Genomic DNA, 18,418 nt, shown 5'->3' on the forward strand with positions numbered 1-18,418 from the left:
GGCGGCGGAGGTCACTTGCCAGTAAACACCGGCTTGCGCTTCGTCAGGAACGCGATGCCGCCTTCCATCGAGTCCGCAGACCCACGCGCGTCGCGCTGGTTCGCCGCTTCCGCCTGCATCGCGGTCGCGTAATCCGTCTCGTACGCCGCGGTGACCGCCCGGCGCATCAGCCCGAGCGCCACCGTCGGCATCGCCGCCAGCCGCTCCGCCAGCGCGAACGCCTCGGCATCAAGCGCCTCGTCCGCAACAACCTTATGCACCATCCCCCAGTCGAACGCCTTGACCGCCGGCACCCGCTCGCCGAGCATCATCATCTCGGTCGCGCGCGCCTTGCCGATCAGGCGGGGCAGCATCCACGACGCGCCACCGTCGGGCACCAGCCCGATATTCACGAACGCCTGGAGGAAATACGCGCTCTCGCTCGCCACGCAGAAATCGGCGGCGAGCGCGAGGCTGCAGCCGATCCCCGCCGCCGGCCCGCGCACTGCGCTCACCACCGGCACCGACAGATCGGCGATCGCCGTCATCGTCGGATTGTAGCTTCCGGTCAGCGCCGCGAACGTCGCCTCGCCCGGATTATCCGAGCCGAGCGCTCCGCCCCCAACGTCCGCGCCCGAACAGAAGGCCCGCCCGGCGCCCGCAATCAGCACCGCCCGCGCGCCGCCCAGATCACCAAGCGCCGCGCGCAATTCCTCGAACATCGCCGGTGGTGCGGCGTTCAGACGGTCGAGCCGGTTCAGTGTCAGCACCAGCACGTCGCCGCGCCGTTCGCTCAGGATATGCTCGTACGCGGCCATCAGATCTCTCCTAGTGCGCGCCGGTATCGCCCGGCGTCTCCATCAACTCGACCAGCATGCCGCCGAAGTCCTTCGGATGCACGAACACGATCGGCGTACCATGCGCCCCGATCCGCGGCTCGCCGAGGATCGTCGCGCCCTTCACCCTCAGGTCGGCAACCGCCGCGTCGATGTCGGCAACCTCGAAACAGACATGATGCTGCCCGCCCGCCGGATTCTTGCGCAGGAAGCCCGCGATCGGCGAACTCTCGTCATACGGCTCGATCAGCTCGATCTGTGTGTTCGGCGCATCGATGAAGCACACCTTCACCCCCTGCGCGGGCAGGTCGAACGGCTCGCCGATCGCGGTCGCGCCGAGCAGCAGGCGATACGTCTCGACCGACTTTGCGATCGACGGCGTCGCGACCCCGACATGGTTGAGGCGGCCCAGCATAGTCATCCTTCGATCCTCGGGCTGTCGGGCGTGCGGCGCGCCATCGCGGCGCCCTCGATCAGGCCTTCGATACGGCTGACGCGTTCGCGCAACGCGACATGACTGTCGGCAAGGCGCGCGAGCCCTGCACTCAGCCCCGTGAGTTTCGCGTCGAGCCCATCGAGGCGCTCCTGATACGTCAGCAAGGCCTTGATGACGCCGAACGCCTTTTCGGTCGCGCTCATGCGGCGTGGCTCAGTGGCACCGGATCGCCGGCCAGCGCGCGGTCGATCGCCTCGAGCGCGCGGTCGATCGACTGCTCCATCGAATCGATCTTCGCATGCCACTGCGGCAGCATCGCCTCGATCTCCGGCAGGATCAGCGCGAACGCCTTCTCGTCCTCCCCATCGTCACGATCCTCCGCCGCGAGATACCGCGTCGACGCCTCGCGCAGCACGTGGCCGACGGATTTGCCGTTGCTGGCGGCAAACGCATCAAGCGCGGCCTTATGATCGGGGGAGGTCAAAAACGTCACGCGCTCGGTCTGCATGTCACGACTCCTTAACATGACATGATAATGTGCGGAACGCCGCGATACAACGGGTCATTCCGCCGGCTCCGCGGCGGCCTTGGCTGGCGGTGGCGGGACGACACCGAGCGTGTAGCCGCAGACGCCAAGCACCTGTCGCACCATCGCATCGCTGGTCGGCGCGACGAAGTTTGCCTGCACTGCAAAGTTCGCGCCGTTGGTGGTCTCGACCCGTACCGTCTTCGACTTCACCAGGAACGTCGTCAGCCTGGTGATCGCTTCAGGATCAGTGACGTAGGTCCCCGTTCCCGGAAACTGCCAGTTATAGGTAAACGCCGGCCCGCCATCGAAGCGCACCGCGACGGGCTTGTCTGCGCCCGACCCTAGCGGCTGCGGCTGGATGAACTGGATCGACACGATCGGTTCCGAGCCGACGTCACACTTCACGACGAACCGCGAGAGCCCATCATTGCCGGTGACCGACGCGGAGATGCTGCGCACGCCCGCGGGATTGGTGCGATCGGCGATTTTCCAGGTGGGCGCCGGGACTGGCGCAGGAGCTTGGAGGAGCAGGAGAAACGCGAGCATTATACCTCCGTCCCCCGGCACGTCGTCACGCCAGCGAATACTGGCGTTTCAGCACGCAAACCAGCCACCTGCCGCGTCAGACCCGAGCGTTCGCCGGAATGACGGAGGGTAGGCCGGAACGCGTGACGGGCGGGGTCACAGCGGGATGTTATCATGCTTCTTCCACGGATTCTCCAGCGCCTTGCCGCGAAGTTTCCGTAGGCCGAGGGCAATGCGGCGGCGGGTCGAGTGGGGTTGGATCACTTCGTCGATAAAGCCCTTCGACGCGGCGACGAACGGGTTCGCGAACCGCGCCTCGTATTCCGCGGTACGTTCCGCGATCTCTTCCGGGGTCTTGCCGCGGAAGATGATCTCGACTGCGCCCTTCGCGCCCATCACCGCGATCTCGGCGGTCGGCCATGCGTAATTGAGGTCGCCGCGCAGGTGCTTCGACGCCATCACGTCGTACGCGCCGCCATACGCCTTCCGCGTTATAACGGTGATCTTCGGCACGGTCGCCTCGGCGTAGGCGAACAGCAGTTTGGCGCCGTGCTTGATGATGCCGTTATGCTCCTGCGCAGTGCCGGGCAGGAAGCCGGGGACGTCGACGAAAGTCACGATCGGGATCTCGAACGCATCGCAGAATCGCACGAACCGCGCCGCCTTCTTCGACGAATTGATGTCGAGCACGCCCGCGAGCACCATCGGCTGGTTCGCGACGAAGCCGACCGTGCGGCCCTCGATACGACCGAAGCCGGTGATGATGTTGGCCGCATGCGCCGGCTGCGTCTCGAAGAAATCGCCTTCGTCGACGGTCTTCCGGATCAGCTCGTGCATGTCGTAGGGCTGGTTCGCCGACGCCGGGATCAGCGTGTCGAGGCTCTCCTCAATCCGATCCCACTCGTCCGCGGTCGGCCGCTCGGGCACACCCTCACGGTTCGACGCAGGCAGGAAATCGAAGAAGTCGCGCGCCGCGAGCAGCGCCTCGATGTCGTTCTCGAATGCGTTGTCGGCGACCGAGGTCTTGGTGGTGTGCGTCACCGCGCCGCCGAGCGCTTCCTGCGTCACGACCTCGTTGGTCACCGTCTTGACCACGTCGGGGCCGGTGACGAACATATAGCTCGAATCCTTCACCATGAAGATGAAGTCGGTCATCGCGGGGGAGTAGACCGCACCGCCGGCACAGGGGCCCATGATCAGTGAAAGCTGCGGCACGACGCCCGACGCGAGCGCGTTGCGCTGGAACACCTCGGCATAGCCGCCGAGCGACGCGACGCCCTCCTGGATGCGCGCGCCGCCGCTGTCGTTGAGGCCGATGATCGGTGCGCCGACCTTCATCGCGCTGTCCATCACCTTGCAGATTTTCTGCGCATGGCGTTCGCTGAGCGACCCGCCGAAGACGGTGAAATCCTGGCTGAAGACGAACACGAGGCGGCCGTTGATCGTGCCCGAGCCGGTGACCACGCCGTCACCTGGGATGACCTGGTCCTGCATGCCGAAATCGACGCAGTTATGCTCGACGTACATGTCGAGCTCCTCGAACGATCCCTCGTCCAGCAGCACGTCAAGGCGCTCCCTCGCGGTGAGCTTACCCTTGGCGTGCTGCGCGGCGATCCGCTTTATGCCGCCACCCACTCTTGCGGCTTCGCGGCGGCGTTCAAGCTCTTCGATCGTCGATGACATCGTCTCTCCGTCCTGTTGCTGGCCTTCACAGAGCGGGATGCGATGCGCAAATGCAATGTTGCAAACTTGCTCGAGGCATATTTGCAAAGTAGCTGTGCGCCATGACCCCTCCCCCGCGTCGCCTCTTCGTCGGACACCGACTGCGTGCCTTGCGCGCCACGCTCGGAATCAGCCAGGCGGCGATGGCGGTGCGGATCGGGCTGTCGGTCAGCTACCTCTCGCAGATCGAGAATGGCGACCGGCCGGTGACCGAGGGCGTGCTGATTACGCTCGCGCGCGAGTTTCCCGCGGATTGGGGGAGCATCGATGCGGCGGACGATACCGCGTTGCTGATCGCGACGCTGGAGGCGGTGTCGGATACGAGTGTGGAGGCACCTGCGCTCGACGAGGCCGCGGTGCGCCGCGCAGTGAAGCACCAGCCGTTGCTGGCGCAGCGGTTGGTCGCGATGCACGAAGCGTACCGCCGCGCGCAGGAGCAGTTGCGGGCGCTTGATGACCGGCTGGTGGCGGGATCGGGCGCGCCGGGGTTGCTGCCGTGGGAGGACGTGCGCGACTGGTTTCACGCGGCCGGCAACTATGTCGATGCGCTCGATCGGCGGGGGGAGGAGATCGGCGAGACTTTGGGGGCAGACCGGATTGCGGCGCTGGAGGCTCGGCTGGCAGTGCGAGGCGTGTCGGTCGCGATCTCGGGCGCACTCGCCGCACCTTTGCGCGATTACGATGGCGCGACCTTGCGGCTCGATGGATCGCAGCCCGGCGAGACCACCCTGTTCTCGCTCGCGCATCAGGTCGCGCGGCACGAGTTCGGCGACGTCATCGGTGGGATCGTCGCGGCGTCGGAAATGGCGTCGGAGACGGCGCGCGCGCTGCTGACCGCCGGTCTGACCAACTACGCCGCAGGGGCGATCGTCATGCCCTATGCGCGGTTCCGGGCGGAGGCGCGGGCCGTACGGCACGATATCGACCGGTTGCGGCGGATCTTCGGGACGAGCTTCGAGCAGACGTGCCATCGGCTATCGACGTTGCAGCGACCGGGCGCGCTGGGCATCCCGTTCTTCTTCTGCCGGGTCGACATGGCGGGGAATATCACCAAGCGGCATTCCGCCACGCGGTTGCAGTTCGCGCGGTTCGGCGGCGCGTGCCCGCTGTGGATCGTCCACGAGGCGGTGGCGATCCCCGACCGGATCCTGACGCAGCTGATCGAGACGACCGATGGCATCCGCTACGTCTCGATGGCGAAGGGGCTGGTGAAGCCGTCTGAGACCTATACGCGGCCCGCGCGGCGTTATGCGGTAGCGCTCGGGTGCGAGGAGGCGAACGCATCGGAGTTCATTTATGCAGACGCGCTGGGGACGGGCGGGATCGCGACGCCGATCGGGTCTTCGTGTCGTGTTTGTTTGCGGACGGACTGCGACCAGCGGGCGTTTCCGCCGGCGGCGAGTGGGATCCGGGTGGACCCGGACCGGCGTGGGGCCGTGCCGTACGAGGTGATCTAACGGAAGCCGCCCTACATCGCACCACCCCGGCGAAGGCCGGGGCCCAATTGGGGGACGGTGATAACGAAGTGCGGTGCGCCGTTACTGCGACCTTCCCAGTTGGGCCCCGGCCTTCGCCGGGGAAGTGGTTATAACTCAGGCCGCCGCCGGGTCCTTCGGGAAGAAATGCTCCACCACGCTGTTCGCCAGTCGTGACGGCCGCAGCGTCTCCGCATCCAAACAACACCAGCTCGACTTCACCTCGGCGAGCACGTCCTCGCCGCGCTTGATGATCGTCTCGTAGAACGCCCGCGCGCCCTGCACCTTCTCGAGCAGCACCGTCGCGATGACGTCGTCGTCGAGAAACGCCGGCTTGCGGTACGTGATCTCGTGCTTCAGCGCGACCCACAGATGCCCGGCGACCGCCTCGGCCGGCGCGAGGCGCTGCCAATGGTCGATCACCGCGGCCTGTACCCACTTCAGATAGTTCGCGTTGTTGACGTGACCCATGAAGTCGATGTCGGCCGGCTCGATGCCGATGGCGTAGCTATGGGGAATGGCTGTTGTCACGCGTGACATATAGCATGCGAACCTGAACATAGCGATGACGGCGGGGCTTAGATACCGACAATAAACGCTATTCCGGCCGCAACGCGTGGCGCCTAGCATGCCGCCAGCCTCGCCTCTTGTGTTGCCATAATACAACACCATCTTTCGGCCAACACCGAACCAATCCCACAGGAATTCGTCATGAACATCGACAAATTCACCGACCGCGCGAAGGGCTTCCTGCAATCCGCGCAGACCGTCGCGATCCGCATGAACCATCAGCGGATCGCGCCCGAACATCTGTTGAAGGCGCTGCTGGAAGACGAGCAGGGCATGGCCGCCGGGCTGATCAAGGCGGCGGGCGGCGACGCCAAGCGCGCGACCTCGGAAACCGATCTGGCGCTGGCGAAGATCCCGGTCGTGTCCGGCTCCGGCGCGCAGACCACGCCGGGGATCGACAACGACGCGGTGCGCGTGCTCGACCAGGCCGAGCAGATCGCGAGCAAGGCTGGGGACAGCTTCGTCACGGTCGAGCGGCTGCTCGTCGCGCTCGCGCTGTCGCTCAACACCGCCGCGGGGAAAGCCTTGAAGGCTGGCGGCGTGACGCCCGAAGGACTCAACACCGCGATCAACGGCCTGCGGCAGGGTCGGTCCGCCGACACCGCCGGCGCCGAGGACCGCTATGACGCGCTGAAGAAATTCGCGCGCGACCTGACGCAAGCGGCGCGCGACGGCAAGCTGGACCCCGTCATTGGCCGCGACGAGGAGATCCGTCGCACCATCCAGATCCTTGCACGCAGGACCAAGAACAACCCCGCGCTGATCGGCGAACCCGGCGTCGGCAAGACCGCGATCGCCGAAGGGCTGGCGCTACGCATCGCCAACGGCGACGTGCCCGACACGCTCAAGGACCGGCGGCTCATGTCGCTCGATCTCGGCTCGCTGATCGCGGGTGCGAAGTATCGCGGCGAGTTCGAAGAGCGGTTGAAGGGCGTGCTCGACGAGGTGAAGGCCGCCGAGGGTGACATCATCCTGTTCATCGACGAGATGCACCAGCTGATCGGCGCGGGCAAATCCGAGGGCGCGATGGACGCCGGCAACCTGCTGAAACCCGCTTTGGCGCGTGGCGAGCTGCATTGCGTCGGCGCGACCACGCTCGATGAGTACCGCAAGTACGTCGAGAAGGACCCCGCGTTGCAGCGGCGGTTCCAGCCGGTCATCGTCGGCGAACCGACGGTCGAGGACACGATCTCGATCCTGCGCGGGCTGAAGGAGAAGTACGAGCTGCATCACGGGGTGCGGATCACCGACGGCGCGATCGTCGCCGCCTCGACGCTGTCAAACCGCTACATCACCGATCGCTTCCTGCCCGACAAAGCCATTGATCTGATGGACGAGGCCGCGTCGCGGATCCGGATGGAGGTGGAATCGAAGCCCGAGGCGATCGAAAACCTCGACCGGCGCATCATCCAGCTCAAGATCGAACGCGAGGCGTTGAAGCGCGAGACCGACGACGCATCGGTCGACCGGCTCGACACGCTGGAGGGCGAACTCGTCAACCTGAAGGAGCAATCCGCCGAGCTGACGACGCGCTGGAAAGGCGAGAAGGACAAGATCAATGCCGAGGCGCGGGTCAAGGAACAGCTCGATGCCGCACGGCTGGAGTTGGAACAGGCGCAGCGTTCGGGCGATCTCGCAAAGGCGGGCGAGCTTTCCTACGGTACGATTCCGGGGTTGCAGCGCCAGCTCGACGAGGCGGCGGGGGCGACCAAGGGCGCGATGCTGCGTGAGGAAGTGACCGCCGACGACATCGCCGGCGTCGTCAGCCGCTGGACCGGTATCCCGGTCGAGCGGATGCTGCAGGGCGAGCGCGACAAATTGCTCGCGATGGAGGCGACGATCGGCAAGCGCGTGATCGGGCAGGCGCATGCTGTGAAGGCGGTCTCGACCGCAGTGCGGCGCGCGCGTGCAGGGTTGCAGGATCCGAACCGGCCGCTCGGGTCGTTCCTGTTCCTCGGACCGACCGGCGTTGGCAAGACCGAGCTGACCAAGGCGCTGGCGGAATTCCTGTTCGACGATCCGAGCGCGATGGTCCGCATCGACATGAGCGAGTTCATGGAGAAGCACGCGGTCGCCCGGCTGATCGGTGCGCCTCCGGGTTATGTCGGCTATGAGGAAGGCGGCGTGCTGACCGAGGCCGTGCGCAGGCGTCCGTACCAGGTGATCCTGTTCGACGAGGTCGAGAAGGCGCATGGCGACGTGTTCAACGTGCTGTTGCAGGTGCTCGACGACGGGCGGCTGACCGACGGCCAGGGGCGCACGGTGGATTTCAGCAACACGCTGATCATCCTGACGAGCAATCTCGGCAGCCAGTATCTCGCGAACATGGCGGAGGGCGACGACGTGTCGTCGGTCGAGCCGCAGGTGATGGAGATCGTCCGGTCGCATTTCCGGCCGGAGTTCCTCAACCGGCTCGACGAGGTGATCCTGTTCCACCGCCTCGGCCAGTCGCACATGGCGCCGATCGTCGACATCCAGGTGAGCCATGTCGACAAGCTGCTCGCGGATCGCAAGATCGTTCTCGACCTGACGGACGCCGCGCGGGCGTGGCTGGGTCGGGTGGGGTATGATCCAGTGTATGGCGCGCGGCCGCTGAAGCGTGCGGTCCAGCGCTATCTGCAGGACCCGCTCGCCGACATGATCCTGCGCGGCGAGGTCAGGGACGGCTCGACCGTCAAGGTCGACGAAGGTGATGGAAAGCTGGTGCTCCAGGTCGCCTGATCGCGACGCAATCGTCCGAACCCAGACCCAATAAAATGGGGGGCGGCTCCTTCCGGAACCGCCCCCCATTTTTTGCGGGTGGGTAAGGCTTAGAAGCCGAACTTCACGCCTGCACGGAACTGACGACCGAAGATGCCGTCGCCGCCCTGGATCGCGTTGTACAGATACGCGCCGTAGGTGACGGTATCGACTGGCGGCAGGTGGTTGAACACGTTCAGCGCGTTTACGTAGAAGCTGAACTGATCAGTGACCTTGAAGTTCACGTTCGCATCGACCGTGATGTACTTCTTCACGTGGCAAGCAGTGTAGCCAGGTGCCAGGCCACAATCCTTGTACGTGCTCGTCCCGTCCTCGTTGAAGCTGCCTTCCTGATCCTGCGCCGACAGGTCGTAACCCGACGTGTAGTTGACCGTGGTGCTGAGCGCAAAATCGCCGAAGTCGAAGGTGTTGAGCCAGTTGCCCTTCCACTCGAACGTACCCGAACCCGCGGTCAGGTTGAAGTTGCCGAGCGTGCCTTCGTAGCGCTGCTTCACGCCGTCGATCGTCGTGCTCAGCTCGAGGATGTAGCTGGCGTTCAGGTTCGACGTCCACTTGACCGGACCGAAGTCGTACGCGCCGTTGATACCGAAATCGATGCCCGACGACTTGATCGTGTCGGCGTTGATCAACTGCGAGCGGACGAACGCGATACGCGGACGCGCGTTCGGGTTGTTGGTGTCGACCGCGTCGGCGATGACCTCGAACCCGGCGGGGATCGCCTGACCGGCATAATAGGCCGCGACCGCTGGCGAGTTGTCCGGCGTGGTGATCGCGCCAGTCTTCTTGATGTTATAGTAATCGACCGTGAACGACACGTTGCGGACCGGATCGAACTTCAGGCCACCGGTGAAGCTGCGCGACTTCTCCGGCTTCAGGTTCGGCGAGGCCAGCGTGGTCTGACCGATCGAGTAGGACGTGAGATACGTCGGGCAGCCGTTCGGCGTGGTCGGGGTACAACCCGCACCATATTGCGCCAGGAACGCAGCCGGGATGGCCGAGATCGACTGCGTCACATAGCCCGTCGTCGGCAGCGCATTCGCTTCGCCGAAGCTCGGGATACGGAAGCCGCGCGAATAGGTACCACGCGCCGTGATCTGCTTGATCGGCGTGAAGATCGCGCCGACCTTCGGCGAGAAGTTGCTCTGGCCGGTCGAGTAATGATCGTAGCGACCCGAACCGTTCAGCGTCAGCACGTCGAGGACCGGCGCGTTGATTTCGGCGAAGGCCGAGCTGACCGTACGGTTACCCTTGGTGCCGAACGCGTTGAGCGTGAAATACCGCTGCGTGGGGCCGTTGTAATCGTCGTTGGCGCTGGGTGCGTCGACCGCTTCGTAGAAGATCGACCCACCGACCGCGAGGCGAAGATCGCCGCCGGGCAGCGTGGCCAGCGACTTCTGCAACGTCAGCTGTGCCTGGTAGAGATCCGACGTCGTGTCGGTGATGTTCTCGGGCGAGAGATAGTCGCGCACCGCCTGGGTGTTGAGGCCCGGGTTGACGAAGTTGTAGCTGCCGTCGGCGATGACGTCGAGCAGATGCTGGATGTACACATAGCCATTGGTCTTGAGACGCAGGTCGGTGTGCATCGCGGTCGCGTTGAAGTCGTAATCGATATCATTGAGCACGGTGCCCTTGAGACCGAAGGCGGCACGGTACACGCGGCTGCGCGTTGCGTTCGAGGTGACCGTGTCAGGCAGCGCGCCGACGAGGCGAGCGACCTGGCCCTGTGCCGCGAACGGGTTGTTCGGGTTCAGCGTGCCGTTCGTTGCATTGCAGTTTACGCGTGCGGCGCAGACGAATACCGGCAGTGCCAGCACGCTCGAGCCAGCCGCCAGGGCCGGCGTTGCGGCCTGCGAGGTCGAGTATTGCGGGAAGAGGATGCCCGCTGGCGCGTTGGCGCGGATGCCGGCCGGACGACCGGTATAGTTGCTCGACGACTGCTGGAAATTGACCAGCAGGTAAGCCTCGGAATTGTCGCCGATCTTCGCCGTGAAGCGGGCCGACGCACCGAAACGCTCGAGGTTCGGGGTCACCGCGTCGTATTTGTTGGTGTTGTCGACCTGGCAGACCGTGGTTGGCGCCGTCGCATTGACGGTCGTCGCAAGCTGCGCCGCCGTCAGATTATACGCGGTACCGTTGAGGCAGCCCGCTGCCGGGTTCAACAGCTGGTAACGGCCCGATGCGACCGTGTTCGCAGCGTTCGCCGGACGGACGTAGAAATTGCCCGTGCCGATCGCGAAGCCGTTCAGGGCGCCGCTGGCGTCAAGGCCGTTGGAGGTGTTGTTCGGTCCGCACTGCGTCGTACCGGTACGATTCGAGCAGATGCCGGTCAGATTGTCCGAGTTGAAGGGCGCCGGCAGGTCGCGCTGGTACACCGCTTCGCTGCGATAGTAGAAGCCGCTGATATAGGCGTTGTAGCCCTTCTCGTCGAGATCGCCGGTGCCCGCGGTCAGCGTCAGGCGCTGGTTGGCGTTGACGCCGTCCTGCGAGATGCCGGCTTCCGCACGGCCCGAGATACCGTTGAACTTGCGCTTGGTGATCACGTTGACCACGCCGGCGATGGCGTCCGCGCCGTAGCTCGCCGATGCGCCGTCGCGCAGCACGTCGACGCGCTCGACGATGTCGTCGGGGATGGTGTTCAGATCGACGAAGTTACGCGAACCGTCATCCGACAGCGGATAATAGGCCGCGCGCAGGCCATCGAACAGCACGAGCGTCGAGTTGGTCGACAGGCCGCGCAGCGAAACCGACGATGCGCCCGCTGCGAACGCGCCGTTGGCGGTGAACGAGTTGGTCAGCGCCGGGCCGTTGTTCGACGACAGCGCCTGGATACCGGCCTGAACCGTATTGATGCCGCGCGAATCGAGGTTCTCGGTGGTCAGCGTGGTGGTCGGCGAGATGCCGGTGTCCATCCCGCGGATGATCGAGCCGGTGACGACGATGTCCTGGCCGGTCTGGTCTGCGGGTGCAGGCGCAGCCTGCGGAGCGACCGTCGCCTGTGCGTCGGTAGTAGCGGCAGCGTCCTGTGCGAAGCCTGCGGTGGTCGACAGAATGAGTGCCAGCGGCGTCGCTGCGGCAAGCAGCACTGCCTTAGACGTGAAACGAGACGTGGTTACCAAGTGAAATCCCCTTGCTCAGCCCGCTGCGGTCGCCCTGACGATCCGCTGCGGAAAACACCTCGACTGCCGTTGTTCGGCTACCGAGGACATGGGCAAAGAATGAAGCGCGCCTTTTCAAGTGTAAAGACACGTCCGGACGCGACCTGTAATTTGCTGCGGCCTAGTGTCCGAAATGACACAAAAGCTGCCCCATCAAAGGGCGCGTGCAATATTTTTAGCCACGGGTGGATCCGCGTGTAATAAAATCAGGCAGGATTGTTACGGCATTGCGCCGGCAACGAGCATGGGGTCGAGCTTCGCATCACCCCATTTGACGCTCCAGTGGAGATGCGGGCCGGTCGCGCGTCCGGTCATGCCGACGGCGCCGATCGGCTGGCCCTTCGTGACGTGATCGCCGAGCTTCACGTCGATGCGGGACAGATGGAGAAAAGCGCTGTTGAGGCCCATGCCGTGATCGATCATCAGCAGGTTGCCCTCCAGCGTGAAAGGGTGATCCGCGGCGAGGATCACGACGCCGTCGGCGGGAGCGGTGACGATCGCGCCAGTCGGTTTCGCGATGTCGGTGCCCGAATGATAGCTGCCGGGTTCGCCCTTGTAGACGCGCTGCGATCCGAACAGGCCGGAGATGCGGCCGGTGGCGGGCCAGGCGAATGCCTGTCGCCAGCCCTGTGCGTCGGTCGAGCGCGCGCGGGCGGCGACGATCTGGGCGAGTTCGGGCGGACGGAGCCTTGCGATGACGGGGTCGGGCGCGGGAAATTTGGGGAGCGTGTCGAGGCGTTCGATGCGCCACGCGCGCGGTGCGATCGTCAGCGCCTGGGTGACGGTGCGGCCGTCGCCGAGTGTCGCGATCAGTAACGCTTGCGGGCCGGCGTCACGGTCGAACCCGGCGAGGAAGCGGCCGTCGGAGGAAAGGCCGATCGATCTGCCGTCCAACGTGACGGTGCGCGTACCGACCGGGGCGGTGCCAACGATCAGCCCGCCCTGGCTGAGCGTCCCGGTCCAGCGGAAGGCAGTCTGACTTGCAGTCGTTGGGGCCGGTGCGTGCTGCGCGGTGGAGTTGGTCGCGACCAGTACGAGCGCCGCCGCCCGCATGAGCGCAGCGCCCCCGGGCCTCATCGCGGCGCCATCGCTTCGCTGGCGGCGGCAGCGGTGGCATAGGCTTCCTGGCGGGCGACGCTCCAGTAGCGCAGGTCCTCCAGCGCGATGCGGTGGCCGGTGGCGGCGCAGGGGACGTGATCGCCGGGGCTGAGCACGCGAAAACCATTGGCCATATAATGCAGGCGCGCGGCGCGGTCGGAGTTGGACATCAGCATTGTGGGGATCTTCTTTACAGCAGGGTCGGCTGGCGCGGCGCCGGATCGGGCGCGGCCTTTGCCTTGGAAGCAGCATAGGTTTTGGCGGCGGGGCGCTCAAGGCCGGTATCGGTGACCGCGTCGACCACGCCGTCGCGGAAGTGAAGCGTCAGCGTGCCCGCGTCGCGCGCCGACGTGGCGGAGGCGAGCGTTTCGCCGCCGGGGCGGGCAGTGACGCGGGCATAGCCGCGGTCGAGAATCGCGTCGGGGTTGAGCGACTGGACGAGGCGCCAGGTCGCGTCGAGCTGCGCACGTTTTGCTTCCAGCTTGCGCTCCAGCGTGGCGGGGCGGAGCGCGGCGCCAGAGCGATCGAGACTGCCACGCGCCAAGGTCAGCCGACGCTCCAATCCGCGATCGAGCCGCTGACCGAAATCGTCGGCACGCTGGCGCTGGGGTCCGAGCAGCTGGTCGCGCTTCGGGAGCAGGCGCGCAAGCGCGTCGAGGCGTTCGCGACCGCGCTCGACATGACGTCGTGCGCAGCGCTCGGTGCGATTGCGGTGGCTGTCGATCGTCAGGCGCAGATCGGCGAGCACCGGCACCGCGATCTCGGCCGCCGCGGTCGGCGTCGGCGCGCGCAGGTCAGCGGCGAAGTCGCACAGGGTCGTGTCGGTTTCATGCCCCACGGCGGAGATGATCGGGATCGAGCAGCCGGCGACCGCGCGGACGACGACCTCCTCGTTGAAGGACCACAGATCCTCGACCGAGCCACCGCCGCGCGCGACGATCACGAGGTCGGGGCGCGGCACCGGACCGCCGGGGACGAGCGCGTCGAACCCGCGCACCGCGGCGGCGATCTCGGCGGCCGAACCCTCGCCCTGCACCTTGACCGGCCAGACGATGACGTGCGTCGGGCAGCGATCTTCCAGGCGGTGAAGGATGTCGCGGATGACGGCGCCGGTGCCCGAGGTGACGACGCCGATCACCTTCGGCATGAACGGCAGGCGCTTCTTCCGCGTGCCGTCGAACAGCCCCTCGCCCGCCAGCTTCGCCTTCAATTTCTCGAGCAGCGCCATCAGCGCGCCGGCCCCGGCCAGCTCCATCCGCTCGATGACGATCTGGTATTTCGAGCGGCCGGGATAGGTGGTGAGCTTGCCGGTGGCGATCACCTCGATGCCGTCCTGCGGGACGAAGGCGAGGCTCGACGCATTGCCCTTCCAGATGACGCCGTCGATCACCGCCTGGTCGTCCTTGAGCGACATATAGCAATGCCCCGACGCGACGCGCTTCCAGCCCGAGATCTCGCCGCGCAGGCGGACATGGCCGAACTCGCCCTCGACCATCCGCTTCAGCTTGAACGCGAGTTCGCCGACCGACATGGCGAGTGCGTTGTCGCCAGGGACTTGCTCGGCTACCAGCCGCCCCATGTCGCTGGACACATCATCGGAAAAGGGATCGGGCATGAACGTCCTGCTGCTGGGCTCGGGGGGGCGCGAACATGCGCTCGCGTGGAAGCTGGTGCAATCTCGCGGCCTCGATACGCTGTATGCCGCGCCGGGCAACCCCGGGATCGCACGGCTTGCGACGCTCGTGCCGCTGGATGCGACGGACCACGCGGCCGTCACGGCGTTCGTGCGCGAGCATGATGTGGGGCTGGTCGTGATCGGGCCGGAAGCGCCGCTGGTCGATGGGCTCGCGGACTCGTTGCGCGCGGCGGACGTTCCGGTGTTCGGGCCTTCGAAGGCGGCGGCGCAGTTGGAAGGGTCGAAGGGCTTCACCAAGGATCTGTGTCTGCGCGCCGGCATCCCGACCGCGGGCTATGTCCGGGTGAAGACGCGCGCAGAGGCGGATATCGCGCTAGCCCGCACCTTCTCGCTGCCGGTGGTCATCAAGGCGGACGGCCTCGCCGCGGGGAAGGGCGTCGTCATTGCGTTCAGCGCGGCCGAAGCCGATGCCGCGCTCGACGCGCTGTTCGCCGACGGGGAAGCCGAGGCGGTGATCGAGGAATTTCTCGAAGGCGAGGAGGCGAGCCTCTTCGTGCTCACCGACGGCGTCGCGCTGATGCCGTTCGGCTCCGCGCAGGATCACAAGCGGGTCGGCGAAGGCGATACCGGGCCGAACACCGGCGGGATGGGCGCGTACAGCCCTGCCCTCGTCCTGACGCCCGCGCTGGAGAAGCGCGCGATCGACGAGATCGTCGCGCCGACCGTGGCGGCGATGGCGGCGGAGGGCATGCCGTTCTCGGGCGTGCTGTATGCCGGGCTGATGCTGACGCCGCAGGGGCCGAAACTGATCGAATATAATGCGCGGTTCGGCGATCCCGAGACACAGGTGCTGATGATGCGCTTCCAGGGCGATCTGCTCGCGACGATGCTGGCGACCGCGGAAGGCCGGCTCGGCGAAATGCCGGCAGCCAAGTTCAGCGACGAGACCGCGCTGACGGTGGTGATGGCGGCGGACGGCTATCCGGGTACGCCCAAGGCAGGCGGATCGATCGTCGGGCTCGATTCCGCGCGCGCGGCCGGCGGCACCGTATTCCACGCGGGCACCCGGCTTGAGGACGGCGGCCTGGTCGCGTCAGGCGGGCGCGTGCTCGCAGTGACCGCAACCGGCGACGACGTCGCGGCGGCGCAGGCGAACGCCTATCGCGCGGTCGAGGCGATCGATTTCGCGGAAGGCTTCTACCGCCGCGACATCGGCTGGCGAGAGATCGCGCGCGGGTGAGGCGTCTCGATCCTCCCCCGCCAGGGGGAGGTGGCTGGCTCTTGCCAGACCGAGGGGGAGGTAGGCAAAACCCCTGTTCCGTTTCCTCCCCCTCCGTCACCTTCGGCGACACCTCCCCCTTACGGGGGAGGATCGTCAGGTACGAGCCAGCCAATTACCTCTCGCCGCCTATCCCGCGCGGCGCTACGGTATGACAATGAACGAAACTTCCGCGACCTCCGCCTCGGGCCTCAGCCTGCTGCCCGACGGCATCGCCACGCTGACGGCGATCCACTTCACGATCATCGCCGTGGTGGCGATCCTCGTCGTGATCGGCCTGCTCTGGGGCATCCGCGCCAAGCGCAGCCGCGTGAAGGCCGCGCACGACGTGATCGCCAACGCCAAGGAAGCCGGGGTTTCGCCCGAGCCGATCTCGACGAAACCTGCAGTCGAGGAGCGCGAGGCCACCCAGTCGCAGGCGCAGACGCAGGGTTCGCCCACACCTGCGCCGCCCATCCCGACCGCAGCCCCGACCGTAGCCCCGACTCAGCCGACTCCGCCGGTCCAGAGCGCACCGATACCGGTCGCGCCGTCGATGCCACCGATCGCCGACGCGCCGGTGGCAGGCGTACCGGTAACGCCCGATCGGCTGGCCGACGAACCGATCGCTGCCGCTGCACCCTATGAGGCCAGCCCGGCGACCGAAGTCGCACCCCCCGCTCCGGTGGAGCCCGACGCTACCCCCGACCCGGCGCCCGCCGCACCCACGCCGATCCCTGCAGCGCCGGTCGAAACGCTGGCCCCTGCCCAATCCTATGCGGACGGGCCGGTCACGCAGTTGAAGGGGCTCGGGCCGAAGGTCGCGGCGCAGCTCGGCGCGCTGGGCGTGGCGACGGTCGGCGACATGGCCGCGCTGTCGGAGAGCGAGGCACAGACCATCGATGCGCAGCTCGCCAGCTTCACCGGGCGGATGGGCCGCGATCGCTGGATCGAGCAGGCCCGTTTGCTCGCGGCCGGCGACAAGGCGGGTTTCGAGGCGGTGTTCGGCAAGCTGTAAAGCGTGACAGGGGGTTCGCCTGTCACGTCGCGCGGTACGTACCCAGTCGGCCGGATGTCGATTGGCTCTATGCCGGGCGCGCGACGACGGGCATGTCAGGCGGCGTTGCACCTCGAAATATGAGGGCAGCCGATACACAGGGCGATGAGTGCACATGCTGGCAATGATGAGTGCGATGCTGTTGACCGCGGCGCCGGTGCATTCGACGACGGCGCCGATCGCGTTGCCCGGCGCGACGCCCTCGCCGTTCGCCGATGATTTTTCCGGGCCCCCGATGCCGATGCCGATGTCGTTGCCGATGTCGTTGCCGATGTCGATGCCGATGTCGATGCCGATAACCATGGCAGCCTCGCCGCTGGCACTGGTCGCATCGCTCCCTGCCGTGGAATTTTTGCCGCAAGGGGTTCCGACTCAATCGATTCCCCCGGTCGGTCCGGCGCCGCTGAACACGCCGTCGACCACCCGTGCCACGCAGTCCGACATCGTCGTCACGGGGCGCAAGGAAACCGCGGGCGATCCGCTGCGCGCAGTCAACGCCGAGTCGTTCGCGGTGACGCAGAAGGTCGACGACGCGGTGATCGGCCCGGTCGCACGCACCTACAAGAAGACCGTACCGAGCCCGATCCGGCGCGGCATCCACAATTTCCTCTACAATCTGCGCGAGCCGATCGTCTTCCTGAACTTCCTGCTGCAGTTCAAGCCGGGCAAGGCGGCGGAGACGGTCGGGCGGTTCGCGATCAACTCGACGATCGGCGCGGTCGGCGTGCTCGACATGGCCAAGCGGAAACCCTTCCACCTGCCGCGGCGCTCGAACGGGTTTGCCAATACGCTCGGCTATTACGGCGTGAAGAACGGTCCGTTCCTGTTCCTGCCGCTGGTCGGGCCGACGACGATACGCGACCTGCTCGGTGGCGCGGTCGATCGCCTGATCCTGCCGGTCGGGGTCGGCAAGCCGTTCACCAGCGCGACCTACACGATCCCGGCGGGGATCCTGGGTGCGCTCGATCACCGGTCGGAGTTCGACCAGACGCTGAAGGACCTCCATGACAATTCACCCGATCCGTATGCGGCAACGCGGGCGTTCTATCTGAACCGGCGCCAGGCAGAGATCGATCATCTCCACGGGCGCGTCGAGGGTGATCCGGCGGGGATGTCGGGGCCACCGCCGAGTGTCGTGCCGTTCGTGCCGAGCGATCTGGAGCCGGGGGCGAAACCGGTTTCCGACGTGCCTGAGAAGGCTCCGGTGGTCGAGACGCCGGCAGTTGATGCGAAGCCGGCGGCCGAAACCGGTCAGTAAAAAGGACGGAGCCGAACGCTCCCGTCGTCCTCCCCCCGTTCGTGCTGAGTAGAGACCGAGTAGCGCCGTCAGGAGCGTATCGAGGGCTCGTATCGAAGCATGGGTTCCGCGCGCCAACCCGTCT

General features: G+C 66.3%; 16 protein-coding genes. 5 read left to right on the top strand and 11 right to left on the bottom strand.

Translation table 11 applies throughout. The features are described 5' to 3' along the window. Positions 1–11 precede the first annotated feature (11 nt). From AC3D24_RS12265 to AC3D24_RS12290, 6 genes are all read right to left on the bottom strand, one after another. The gene (locus AC3D24_RS12265) at positions 12–797 is read right to left on the bottom strand and encodes an enoyl-CoA hydratase-related protein (RefSeq protein WP_489031005.1); all 786 of its coding nucleotides are present in this window, start codon (positions 795–797) and stop codon (positions 12–14) included. Positions 798–807: 10 nt separating this feature from the next. Next, entirely contained in the window at positions 808–1,236 is a 429-nt protein-coding gene (mce, locus tag AC3D24_RS12270; RefSeq protein ID WP_489031007.1) for a methylmalonyl-CoA epimerase, read from the bottom strand. Then, positions 1,233–1,454 (bottom strand): hypothetical protein, encoded by a 222-nt coding sequence (locus AC3D24_RS12275; protein ID WP_055882014.1) that lies wholly within the window; start codon positions 1,452–1,454, stop codon positions 1,233–1,235. The genes mce and AC3D24_RS12275 overlap by 4 nt, the downstream gene beginning before the upstream one ends. Then, positions 1,451–1,759, bottom strand: coding sequence for a hypothetical protein (locus AC3D24_RS12280; protein WP_489031010.1), 309 nt, complete (start codon positions 1,757–1,759; stop codon positions 1,451–1,453). Before AC3D24_RS12280 ends, AC3D24_RS12275 begins: the two co-directional genes overlap by 4 nt. Positions 1,760–1,813: 54 nt before the next feature. Beyond that, on the bottom strand, positions 1,814–2,326 hold the full coding sequence (locus AC3D24_RS12285) for a hypothetical protein (protein WP_489031012.1): 513 nt from the start codon (positions 2,324–2,326) through the stop codon (positions 1,814–1,816). 135 nt (positions 2,327–2,461) lie between these two features. Continuing rightward, entirely contained in the window at positions 2,462–3,988 is a 1,527-nt protein-coding gene (locus AC3D24_RS12290; protein ID WP_489031014.1) for an acyl-CoA carboxylase subunit beta, read from the bottom strand. Between the two features lie 101 nt (positions 3,989–4,089). On the opposite strand from AC3D24_RS12290, the gene AC3D24_RS12295 reads away from it, so the two are divergent. Then, a complete protein-coding gene (locus AC3D24_RS12295; RefSeq protein ID WP_489031016.1) occupies positions 4,090–5,484 on the top strand; it encodes a helix-turn-helix domain-containing protein in 1,395 nt (464 codons plus the stop codon). Positions 5,485–5,619: 135 nt separating this feature from the next. Here the strand turns inward: AC3D24_RS12295 and AC3D24_RS12300 are convergent, their stop codons facing one another. Continuing rightward, complete coding sequence (locus AC3D24_RS12300; RefSeq protein ID WP_489031018.1) at positions 5,620–6,033, bottom strand: acyl-CoA thioesterase; 414 nt, start codon at positions 6,031–6,033, stop codon at positions 5,620–5,622. A 180-nt stretch (positions 6,034–6,213) separates the two neighbouring features. Here AC3D24_RS12300 and clpB point away from each other — a divergent pair, with 180 nt between their 5' ends. Next, a complete protein-coding gene (gene clpB / locus AC3D24_RS12305; protein ID WP_489031020.1) occupies positions 6,214–8,793 on the top strand; it encodes an ATP-dependent chaperone ClpB in 2,580 nt (859 codons plus the stop codon). An 89-nt stretch (positions 8,794–8,882) separates the two neighbouring features. On the opposite strand, the gene AC3D24_RS12310 is transcribed toward clpB, so the two are convergent. The 4 genes from AC3D24_RS12310 to xseA form a co-directional block, all read right to left on the bottom strand. After that, the gene (locus tag AC3D24_RS12310) at positions 8,883–11,948 is read right to left on the bottom strand and encodes a TonB-dependent receptor domain-containing protein (protein WP_489031022.1); all 3,066 of its coding nucleotides are present in this window, start codon (positions 11,946–11,948) and stop codon (positions 8,883–8,885) included. A 258-nt stretch (positions 11,949–12,206) separates the two neighbouring features. Continuing rightward, the gene (locus AC3D24_RS12315; RefSeq protein ID WP_489031024.1) at positions 12,207–13,064 is read right to left on the bottom strand and encodes a M23 family metallopeptidase; all 858 of its coding nucleotides are present in this window, start codon (positions 13,062–13,064) and stop codon (positions 12,207–12,209) included. Further along, entirely contained in the window at positions 13,061–13,261 is a 201-nt protein-coding gene (locus AC3D24_RS12320; RefSeq protein ID WP_332796977.1) for a DUF2093 domain-containing protein, read from the bottom strand. Before AC3D24_RS12320 ends, AC3D24_RS12315 begins: the two co-directional genes overlap by 4 nt. A 14-nt stretch (positions 13,262–13,275) precedes the next feature. Further along, positions 13,276–14,700 carry an exodeoxyribonuclease VII large subunit gene (gene xseA / locus AC3D24_RS12325; protein WP_489031027.1) on the bottom strand — a complete coding sequence of 475 codons (1,425 nt, stop codon included), beginning with the start codon at positions 14,698–14,700 and terminating at the stop codon, positions 13,276–13,278. Here xseA and purD point away from each other — a divergent pair. From purD to AC3D24_RS12340, 3 genes are all read left to right on the top strand, one after another. Next, positions 14,699–15,961, top strand: coding sequence for a phosphoribosylamine--glycine ligase (gene purD / locus AC3D24_RS12330; RefSeq protein WP_489031029.1), 1,263 nt, complete (start codon positions 14,699–14,701; stop codon positions 15,959–15,961). The genes xseA and purD overlap by 2 nt on opposite strands. A gap of 196 nt (positions 15,962–16,157) precedes the next feature. Next, a complete protein-coding gene (locus tag AC3D24_RS12335) occupies positions 16,158–16,997 on the top strand; it encodes an NADH-quinone oxidoreductase subunit E (RefSeq protein WP_489031031.1) in 840 nt (279 codons plus the stop codon). 154 nt (positions 16,998–17,151) lie between these two features. Beyond that, positions 17,152–18,294 carry an MlaA family lipoprotein gene (locus AC3D24_RS12340; protein WP_489031033.1) on the top strand — a complete coding sequence of 381 codons (1,143 nt, stop codon included), beginning with the start codon at positions 17,152–17,154 and terminating at the stop codon, positions 18,292–18,294. Positions 18,295–18,418 lie beyond the last annotated feature (124 nt).

This window comes from Sphingomonas sp. SL1004, from assembly GCF_057815015.1.